This window comes from Anaerococcus sp. C0059F3, from assembly GCF_056590475.1.
In genome coordinates, this window is sequence record NZ_JBWPWE010000010.1 from 105566 (window position 1) to 115072 (window position 9507).

Annotated in this window: 12 protein-coding genes; 11 read left to right on the forward strand and 1 reads right to left on the reverse strand. The window is 37.6% G+C overall.

What is annotated here, in order from left to right; translation table 11 throughout:
- The first annotated feature begins 2 nt into the window (after positions 1-2).
- From AC1EJ5_RS07730 to ftsH, 11 genes are all read left to right on the forward strand, one after another.
- Positions 3-983 (forward strand): ParB/RepB/Spo0J family partition protein, encoded by a 981-nt coding sequence (locus tag AC1EJ5_RS07730; protein WP_479815573.1) that lies wholly within the window; start codon positions 3-5, stop codon positions 981-983.
- A complete protein-coding gene (locus tag AC1EJ5_RS07735; RefSeq protein ID WP_479815575.1) occupies positions 973-1536 on the forward strand; it encodes a cyclodeaminase/cyclohydrolase family protein in 564 nt (187 codons plus the stop codon). Before AC1EJ5_RS07730 ends, AC1EJ5_RS07735 begins: the two co-directional genes overlap by 11 nt.
- Positions 1533-2006, forward strand: a complete 474-nt coding sequence (locus AC1EJ5_RS07740) for a DUF4446 family protein (RefSeq protein ID WP_223418328.1) — start codon at positions 1533-1535, stop codon at positions 2004-2006. Before AC1EJ5_RS07735 ends, AC1EJ5_RS07740 begins: the two co-directional genes overlap by 4 nt.
- Positions 2007-2087: 81 nt before the next feature.
- Positions 2088-3110, forward strand: coding sequence for a phosphate acetyltransferase (pta, locus tag AC1EJ5_RS07745; RefSeq protein ID WP_479815577.1), 1023 nt, complete (start codon positions 2088-2090; stop codon positions 3108-3110).
- Between the two features lie 184 nt (positions 3111-3294).
- Positions 3295-3609, forward strand: a complete 315-nt coding sequence (locus AC1EJ5_RS07750; RefSeq protein ID WP_479815579.1) for a DUF1538 family protein — start codon at positions 3295-3297, stop codon at positions 3607-3609.
- Positions 3606-4562, forward strand: a complete 957-nt coding sequence (locus tag AC1EJ5_RS07755; protein WP_479815581.1) for a DUF1538 domain-containing protein — start codon at positions 3606-3608, stop codon at positions 4560-4562. Before AC1EJ5_RS07750 ends, AC1EJ5_RS07755 begins: the two co-directional genes overlap by 4 nt.
- Positions 4562-5158, forward strand: coding sequence for a P-II family nitrogen regulator (locus AC1EJ5_RS07760; protein ID WP_479815583.1), 597 nt, complete (start codon positions 4562-4564; stop codon positions 5156-5158). The genes AC1EJ5_RS07755 and AC1EJ5_RS07760 overlap by 1 nt, the downstream gene beginning before the upstream one ends.
- 17 nt (positions 5159-5175) lie before the next feature.
- A complete protein-coding gene (trxA, locus tag AC1EJ5_RS07765) occupies positions 5176-5484 on the forward strand; it encodes a thioredoxin (protein WP_223418325.1) in 309 nt (102 codons plus the stop codon).
- Entirely contained in the window at positions 5484-6344 is an 861-nt protein-coding gene (locus tag AC1EJ5_RS07770; protein WP_223418324.1) for an NAD(P)/FAD-dependent oxidoreductase, read from the forward strand. The genes trxA and AC1EJ5_RS07770 overlap by 1 nt, the downstream gene beginning before the upstream one ends.
- An 86-nt stretch (positions 6345-6430) precedes the next feature.
- Positions 6431-6901, forward strand: coding sequence for a MarR family winged helix-turn-helix transcriptional regulator (locus AC1EJ5_RS07775; RefSeq protein ID WP_223418323.1), 471 nt, complete (start codon positions 6431-6433; stop codon positions 6899-6901).
- Positions 6898-8976: an ATP-dependent zinc metalloprotease FtsH gene (gene ftsH / locus AC1EJ5_RS07780; RefSeq protein ID WP_223418322.1), complete on the forward strand. Its 2079-nt coding sequence runs from the start codon at positions 6898-6900 to the stop codon at positions 8974-8976. The genes AC1EJ5_RS07775 and ftsH overlap by 4 nt, the downstream gene beginning before the upstream one ends.
- Before the next feature lie 142 nt (positions 8977-9118).
- On the opposite strand, the gene AC1EJ5_RS07785 is transcribed toward ftsH, so the two are convergent.
- On the reverse strand, positions 9119-9322 hold the full coding sequence (locus AC1EJ5_RS07785; RefSeq protein ID WP_223418321.1) for a DUF4177 domain-containing protein: 204 nt from the start codon (positions 9320-9322) through the stop codon (positions 9119-9121).
- Positions 9323-9507: the final 185 nt, after the last annotated feature.

Here is a 9507-nt window from a genome sequence, read left to right on the forward strand (position 1 = left end):
TTATGACCAACAGAAGATCACTTGGCAGGGGCCTTAGTTCTCTAATACCAGATGTTAAAGAAGAAATAAAACAAGAAGAGACTCAGAAGATTTCAAAAGAAGAAAGGGCAGAAGAAAAAGAAGAAACTTTAGATTTTACAAAAATACAAAGTTTGCCAATTGATAAAGTTAGGCCTAGACAAGGCCAACCAAGAACAGATTTTGATGAAAAATCCCTAGAAGACTTGGCGCTTTCTATTAAGGAATATGGGCTTTTAAATCCGATTACAGTCACAAAGGAAGGAGATTATTACGAAATTCTAGCTGGTGAAAGAAGATATAGGGCGAGTTTAAAAAATGGCCTTCAAAGTATAGATGCTATTGTGAAAGACTATGAAGAAAAAGATATTGAAGTTTTATCTTTGATAGAAAATGTCCAAAGAGAAGACCTTTCAGCCATTGAAGAAGCCGCTGCCTACAAAAAGCTTATAGACTCTTTTGGCCTAACCCAAGATGAGATTGCCCAAAAAATGGGCAAGTCTCGCTCTTATATTGCAAATACAATAAGACTATTGAAATTAAATGAGGAAGAAAAATCTGCCTTAAGTCAGGGAACTATCTCCCCATCACAGGCAAGAAGTCTTTTATCTTTAAGTGACGAGGAAAAAAGAGCCCAGGCCCTTGATGATTATATAAATAAGAAGGCTGTTGTCCGTGATGTAGAGAAAATTTCGAGAGAAGAAAAAGATACTCCTCGCAGAAACTTTGTAGATCTTTCTGGCAAAAAAGAAATAGAAACAAAAAAAGAAGAGAAAAAAGAAAAAAGTGAAAAACTTCCTAACCTGGACTCACTTTTATTTGACGATTTTGAGGAGAAATTCATGGATAAACTAGCAACAAAAGTTGCCATCGAAAGATCCAAGGATGCCTATAAAGTGGTTATCGATTGCTATTCTATAGAAGATATAGAAAAAATTTACGACAGGATTTCCTATGAAGATTAACGACCTTAGGGTAGGAGAATTAATAGAGGAAACTAGGAAGGTAAACGCAAAACCAGGTGGAGGAGCGATTGTAATCCTAAGTGCAAATCTTGCCTTAAATCTTGGGCTAATGATGGAAAGAAACGATTGGGGAAATCTTAAAGAAGAAGCCAGAAAAAAGCGCAAGGATATGGAAGAAATTTCGGACCTTTTGGTAAAATGTGCTGATGAAGATATTTACTACGCAAATCTTTTGATTGACCAATACAAAAAGAAGGAACCAATCGACGATAAATTTTATATTGACGCAGCAAGGCCTCAGGTGAGACTTAATACTTTGGCCACCAAGGCACTTGAAATTCTTGCCTTTTACTTAGAACATGGAAAGGCCTCAACACTTGCCGATGGAGAAATAGCCAATGAGATGCTATATAATGCAATGAAGGCTACAGTACCAACCATAAAGGCAAACCTCGATGGTGTGTCATATAAGTATGATCTAGATCAAGCCTTAAAAGAGGCTTACAAATTATATCAAAATAATAGAAATATTATAGAAAGAAGGAAAGCTTGACAGGAATATATGTAGGAATGGGTCTTTTGGCTTTAATTGTAATCTTGCAATTTGCAATGCTAAAGGGACTTCAAGATAGGACTCGTAGACAAAAACAAAGATACGACCACCTCTTAAGAGGCAACGACCCAGATGTGAATATTGAAGAATTATTAAATAATTTAAATGACCAAATTGAATCCTCATACAAGGAGCTTAGAAATATAAATAGGACTGCGGCTGACGCTAAAGATACAACTATGGGTGCTGTATCAAATATGGCAGTTGTTCATTTTGATGCCTTTGAAGGCCAATCTCGTGAATTATCCTTTGCTCTTTGCATGCTAGATAATTTCCACAATGGAATTATCTTAACAAGCATTTATGGTGCTGATGGTGCCAATGTTTACCTAAAAGAAATTGCAAATGGTTCTGCTAAAGAAGAATTATCTGAGCCAGAAAACCAAGCTCTTAATAAAGCTAAAAGATAAAATTGCAAAAAATTTGCAAAAAAACTAGCGTTATAAATAGAAAACAATATAATAAAAGTAGTAAAAAACAAGGAGGATTTAATGGCAAACATTGGAATTCTAGAACAAGCTATTAATACTATAAAAGGAAAAAACCTTACCATAGTCTTACCAGAAGGTAGTGACTCAAGAGTGCTAGAGGCTGCTATCAAGCACCAAGAAGAAGGACTAATAAGCCCACTTGTATTAGGTGACCAAGGAGAAATCCAAAAAACAGCAGACAAACTAGGCAAAAGTATATCAAATATCAAGATTTTAAATCCAGAAACATATGAAAAATTTGATGAAATGGTTGATGCCTTTACACAAATTAGAAAAGGCAAAATCGATAGAGAAGAAGCAGAATTTATCCTAAGAAGGGATCTAAACTACTTTGGCGTTATGCTAGTAAAACTTGGATACGCAGACGGACTTGTATCAGGTGCTATCCATACAACAGCAGACACAATTAGACCAGCCCTACAAATTATTAGAACAATTCCAGGCAGGAAGAGAGTTTCTGGTGTAATGGTAATGCTAGGACCAGATGGAGAACAACTAGTATTTGCCGATACAGCAGTAAACATCACTCTAGAAGCGGACGAACTTGCAGAAGTAGCAGTAGAAACAGCTCATACAGCAAAGACTTTTGGTCTTGACCCATATGTGGCAATGCTATCATTCTCAACCTTTGGTTCCGCCCACCACGATCTCGCAACAAAGGTTGCAAGAGCAACATCAATTGCTAAAGAAATAAATCCAGAAATTAAAATCGTTGGTGAAATCCAATTTGACGCAGCCATTGATCCTGAAACAGCTAAAAATAAAGCTCCACAATCTGACGTGGCTGGTAAGTGTAACGTATTTATCTTCCCAGACCTACAAGCAGGCAATATCGGCTATAAGATAGCTCAAAGACTTGGTGGTTACAAGGCCCTAGGACCAATACTCCAAGGACTTAACGCACCTGTTAACGACCTTTCAAGAGGTTGTTCAGCACAAGATGTGTATGAAATAGCTATAATTACAGCTATGCAAGCAGCCGAAAGAGCAAGAGAAGCAGCTGAAGCAGTAGCTAATAAATAAAAATAAGAACTTAAGGGCAATCTATTAGGTTGCTCTTTTTTTATAAAATTCTAAGAAAGAAGGTGAGTCTTATATTTATAGATGAAATAAAAAACACCTCCAAATCAGTAGTGCCCATAGCCATCCTAGTTGTGATTTTGAATTTTTTGTAGGGGTAGAAAGTAAACTCTTAGTTAATTTCTTTTTGGGATGCGTTGGAGTAATCCTTGGGCTCGGGGTGTTTCTAACAGGTGTAGAAATATCAGTATCAGAAATTGGCTCAATTATGGGAGAATTTCTTGCAAGATTTGATAGTATTATAAAGGTAATTGTTTTTGGAGTTTTCATTGGTTTTACTATATCAATCGCAGAGCCAGACCTTTTAATACTTGCAGGAGAAGTCACAACCGCCATAGGAATCCCTGCCCAGGTCATAGTAATGATTATTTCCCTTGGAGTGGGAATTATGATTTCTTTTGGTCTTTATAGGATATTTAAGGATTTAGCCTATCAACAATGATGTGCTTAATCTATGGGATAGTTTTTATCCTAATGATTTTTACAGAAGAAATGGGCCACGCCATAGCCTTTGATGCCTCAGGTGCAACCACAGGTGCCATGACAACTCCATTTATAATCGCCCTTGGCCTTGGTGTTGCCAACTTAAAGGGAGAAAAAAGCGAGGATGATTCCTTTGGCCTTGTTGGACTTGCCTCAACAGGCCCAATACTTGCAGGCCTTTTGATGAGTCTATTTTCAGGCGGCGGCGGAGAAATTCTAGCAGATCATGCGGCCCACACTCCACTAATGTCAGGCATTATCAATTCCACTTTTGCAATAGTGCCAATCGCTTTGGTATTTTATATAATGAACTATTTGTATTTTAAGATAGAAAAAGACGAACTAAGGTCAATCAGCTTGGGACTTGTTTATACCTATCTTGGCCTAATACTCTTCCTAACTAGCGTTGAAGGTGGTTTTATGGACCTTGCTAGGGTTATGGGAGAAGGCTTATCTCATAGCAAATTCTTGCCATTAATTGGTTTCGTATTAGGACTTTTGGTTGTTCTTGCAGAACCTGCGGTGGCTGTCTTATCCGAACAGGTAGAAGACGTCACAGGTGGTTCCATTCCAAGAAAAAATATCCTAATAGCCCTATCAATCGGGGTTGCCTTTGCAGTTATGCTTGCAATTTTTAGGATAAGAATCGAAGGTTTTGCCCTTTGGATGCTAATTGTGCCAGGATTTTTAATCTCACTCATCCTATCAAGGAGGGTTGATCAAATCTTTGTTGGTATAGCCTTTGACTCGGGAGGAGTAGCATCAGGACCTATGACAGCGACTTTCATTTTGGCATTTTGCCAAGGAGTTGCAGGTAATATTGCCGACGGCTTTGGAGTAATCTCCTTTGTAGCCATGATGCCAGTTTTAACCATTATGATAATGGGCAATTTGTATAAGGGAGCGAGATAATGCAATTATTAAGAATAATCTTACCAAGGGGTAAGGGATCTAAATTTATGAATATCTTAAAGGACAACGGGGCTAGTGCCATTGGATGTTTTTATGGCGAAGGCTCTGCGCCAAGCGAGATTTTATCAGCCCTTGCCATAGATAAGACAAAAAAGGAAATAGTTACAGCCCTTATAGAAGAAGAGTCTGTAAAGAAAATAATAGGAGAAATATCTGAAAAGCTACAAGCGGTCAATTCAGCTGTGGCATTTTCGACATCATTAGAGGGAGAAAATAATATGGAATATGTTTGTTTATATGTAATTGTCGACAGACACCAAGGCCAAAAAGCCATCCACATAGCCCAAGAAAACGGAGCTAGGGGAGCTACAGTAATCCACGGCAGGGGTTCAGGAGAAGCAGTCAAAAGCAAGTTGTTCTTGTCAATGAACATAGAACCAGAAAAAGATTTGGTAATCATGCTTGTTAAAAAAGACATGGCAGAAAAAATTCAAAAGGAAATTTATGACCAAATGGATTTGAGAAGCCAAGGAAAGGGTATAATATATTCACTACCAGTTAACCACGTAGCTGGTCTGGTAGAACAGAATAATTAAGAAATAAAGGAGCTTATATGCAAAAATTAGATACATTTGAATTTAGAGAAAAGGTAGAAAATGGCACAGGACTTTGCCTTGTAGATTTTTCTGCAACTTGGTGTGGTCCATGCAAGATGCAAGCGCCAATCCTTGAAGAATTAGCAGGAGAAGTTGACTATGACATCTACACAGTGGATGTGGATGAGTCAAACGAAATCGCAGCCCAATACAATATAAACGCAGTTCCTTCTTTATTAATATTTAAAGATGGGGTTTTAAAGGGCAACCTAATCGGCTTCCACCCAAAAGAAAACCTCAAAGAGGAAATGGCAAAATTCATATAATGACCTATGACATTGCAATAATCGGCGCGGGTCCAGCAGGACTTAGCGCCGCTTTAAATTCAAAAATAAGGAATAAATCGGTAATTCTTTTTGGGAAAGATTCTGAAAAGCTAGTTAAAACTAAGAAAATCTCGAACTATCTGGGCTTTTCTGATGTTACTGGAGCTGACCTAAACCAGGCTTTTAAGGATTCCCTAAAAGATTTTGAAATCAAAAGAGATACCAGGAAGGTTAAAACTATCTATGCCATGGGATCTTATTTTGCTATTGAAATTGAAAATGAAAGTCAAATGGTAGAAGCAAGGGCTGTCATAATGGCAAGTGGCATTGAGCTTAAAAAAGATTTGGCCAATGAAGAAAAGTTTTTTGCCAAGGGTGTAAATTACTGTGCGACTTGCGATTCAGCCCTTTATAGGGGAAAGAAAGTCGTGGTTATCGGTTATAATGATGAATCTGTAGCAGAAGCAAATTTCACTTCAGAGATTGTGGGAAGTCTTGTTTTTGTAAATATGACAGGTAAGGAAGTTTCTTTAAATGAAGGCATAGATTTAATCGAAGGAGAGATTCCTCTTGGCTTTGAGGGGACTGACAGGGCAGAGAAACTCATCTTTAAATCTGGAAAAGAAATCCTTGCTGATGGATTTTTTATAGAAAAAGATTCGTCAAAGGCAGAAAGATTAGTGCCGGGTATAAAAATGGAAGATAATCATATCTTTACAAATAAGGATACATCCACATCTATCAAGGGGCTTTTTGCGGCTGGAGACATCACTGGCAAGCCTTATCAAATCATGAAAGCTGTCGGCGAGGGCCAGGTTGCAGCCCTTAAGGCAGCGTCTTATCTCGCTAGTAAAAATTGATAAATATATAATAGGTGTAAAATATAGCTTTTTATATTGACATAAAATTTAAGATATGTAAAATAATTAGTATATAGGAGGTAGCTATGCCAGATAAACACATAAACTTTTTTGAATTTAACAATACTATATTCTCAATGATTAGGGAAATATCACATAAAATAGACTTGTTGCTCCAAGATACAGCAAACAGTCTAGACCTCACCCCTCTCCAACTAAAGATAATAATTGCCCTTTATTCTGCTAATGAGGACGTATCAATAGGTAATCTTGGAAAGGCCATAGGGGTCACAGGTGGCAATATTTCTAATATCTGCAAGAAGCTTGAGAAAAAAGGCTTTGTAGATAGGATAAGAAGTGAAGAAGATGAAAGAGTGGTCAATGTCAGGCTAACCGAGACAGGAATCGCTGCAAGCAAGGAGCTTGGAGAATATTTCTACAAGATAAGGGAAGAATTCCCAGATGACGCTGTGGATGTGAACCTAGAAACAATAGTCGAAGAGCTAAGAGAACTTGACATACTACTTGATAAATATATATCAAGGAGATCTATATGAACCAAAAACCAAGAAAAAATAGGCCCCTACTCTATTATTGGATAGGTGCCATAATAATTTATTTCATATTTTCATATGTCTTTAGCCCTATTGCTCAACAAGACGGGGCCAAAGAAGTATCCTACAGCCAGTTTGTAGAGATGATTGAAAACGACCAAGTAACTGAAGTTAATAAGGACAATTTAAAATACACCTTCAAAGCAAAGGTTGAAGGGGAAGAAAAGACCTACCAAACAGGTCTTTGGGAAGACACAGACCTTACAGAAAGGCTTTTGAAAGCTCAAAAACGCAATGATAAGCTGATTTTCGGCAAGGAAATAGAAACAAGGATGAATCCATACTTGTCACTCTTCCTTACAAGTGTCCTTCCATTTATTTTCCTAATCGGAATCTTCTACTTCGCATCAAGGTCTTTATCAAAGACCATGGGTGGCAGAGGCGGTTCTGATTTCATGAATTTTGGTAAATCCAATGCCAAAATCTACATGGAAAATGAAACAGGTAAAACCTTCAAAGACGTGGCAGGCCAAGAAGAAGCCAAGGAAAGTTTGGCAGAAATTGTTGACTTCCTCCACAATCCAGGTAAGTATAAGGAAATTGGAGCTAGAGTTCCAAAGGGAATCCTACTTGTAGGCCCTCCAGGAACTGGTAAGACCCTACTTGCAAAAGCAGTTGCTGGCGAAGCCAAGGTACCATTTTTCACTATTTCAGGATCTGAATTTGTGGAAATGTTTGTTGGTATGGGAGCATCTAAGGTAAGAGATTTATTTAAACAAGCCAAGGAAAAGGCCCCATGTATTGTCTTTATAGATGAAATTGACGCAATTGGTAAGAAGCGTGACGTGTCAGGATACTCTGGAAATGACGAACGTGAACAAACCCTAAACCAATTACTAAACGAAATGGACGGTTTCGATGCGGCAGAAGGAGTAGTATTACTTGCTGCAACAAATAGACCGGAAATCCTAGACCCAGCCCTAACAAGACCAGGCAGGTTTGATAGGCAAGTCCAAGTCGAACTTCCTGACCTAAAGGGCCGTGAGGATATCCTAAAAGTCCACGCTAAGAGAATTAAAAAAGAAACAAACATAGACTATGAAGAAATAGCCAAGAGAACTGCAGGAACATCTGGAGCGGACCTTGCAAATATTGTAAATGAAGGTGCCCTAAGGGCTGTTAGGGAAGGCAGAAATAGGCTAACCCAAGAAGACCTTGAGGAATCAATCGAAACAGTAATAGCTGGTATGCAAAAGAAAAATGCGGTAATCTCTGATGACCAAAAGAAAATCATAGCCTACCACGAAGTTGGCCACGCCCTAGTAGCAGCCATCCAAACCCACAAAACACCAGTTACAAAGATAACCATAGTTCCAAGAACTGGCGGTGCCCTAGGATATACAATGACAGTCGATAAGGACGAGAAATATATCATGACCAAGCAAGAGTTAATCGATGAAATCGTGACCTTTGCAGGTGGTAGGGCGGCAGAAGAGCTAATCTTTAATACCAAGACCACTGGTGCGTCAAATGATATAGAAAAAGCCACAGCCATGGCAAGAAATATGGTAACAATCTACGGTATGGACGACGAATTTGACTTCATGCAATTGGAGCAAATCCAAGGAAGATACCTAGGCGGTCAAAGAGCAATGATAGTCTCAGACGGCACAGGCAACAAGATTGATCAAAAGGTTGCAAAAATCATAGCCGACGCCCACTTTAGAGCTATTGAAATCTTAAAGGAAAACATCGATAAACTTCACGAAATCTCAGCCTATCTCCTAAAAGAAGAAACCATAACAGGTGAAGAATTTATGGAAATTCTTGAAGGAAAGAAGAATAAAGAGGTAAGCGAAGAAAAAATCGATGAAAATACAGATGTAGATGTAAAAAATCTAGAAAACTCTGAAGAAGAAAACCAACCACAAGAAGAATCTGAAAAATCAGAAGAATCTGAAAAGCCAGTTGAAAATGAAAGTGAAACTGAAAAATCAGATAAAAACGAAATTGAAAATGATTCTGAAAAAGAAGATGAAAATAAGAGATTTATAGACTTATCAAAAGACGATGAGTAAAACCAAGCCAGCCTTAGGGTTGGCTTTTTTTTGGGAATTTTCAAGTTAAAGATGCAAAGAATGAATAAGAATAAATAAGTAAAATTAAAGTGATTTCACGCATGAAAAAAGAGCTGGGGTATTTTCCCAACTCTTTAAAAAATTATAAATTCACCTTAAAAATAATAGTGTATTTAATAAAGGAATAAGCTGACCATTTTTCATTTGTGACCGGTACTATTTGGACAAGTTCCCAGCCTTCTTTGGCCTTTTCATTTATGATTTCCTTGCATTTTTCAAAGGTATCGGTTTTTCCAGCCTTAAGACTCCCTTCAGGAACTACGTCGATAAATTCGTACTTAAACATAGATCCCTCCATATGTATAATTCTAATAATAAGATACCCAGTTTTATCTATAATGAATGAAAATTATATATAATTTATGCTATATAAATAAGAAAAAACCTCCCATTATGAACTGACCCCCAAAAGTTAGACCTAAAAACTAACTAAAGGAGGTCAGTTTTTTAATGGCAAAATATAGCACAGAA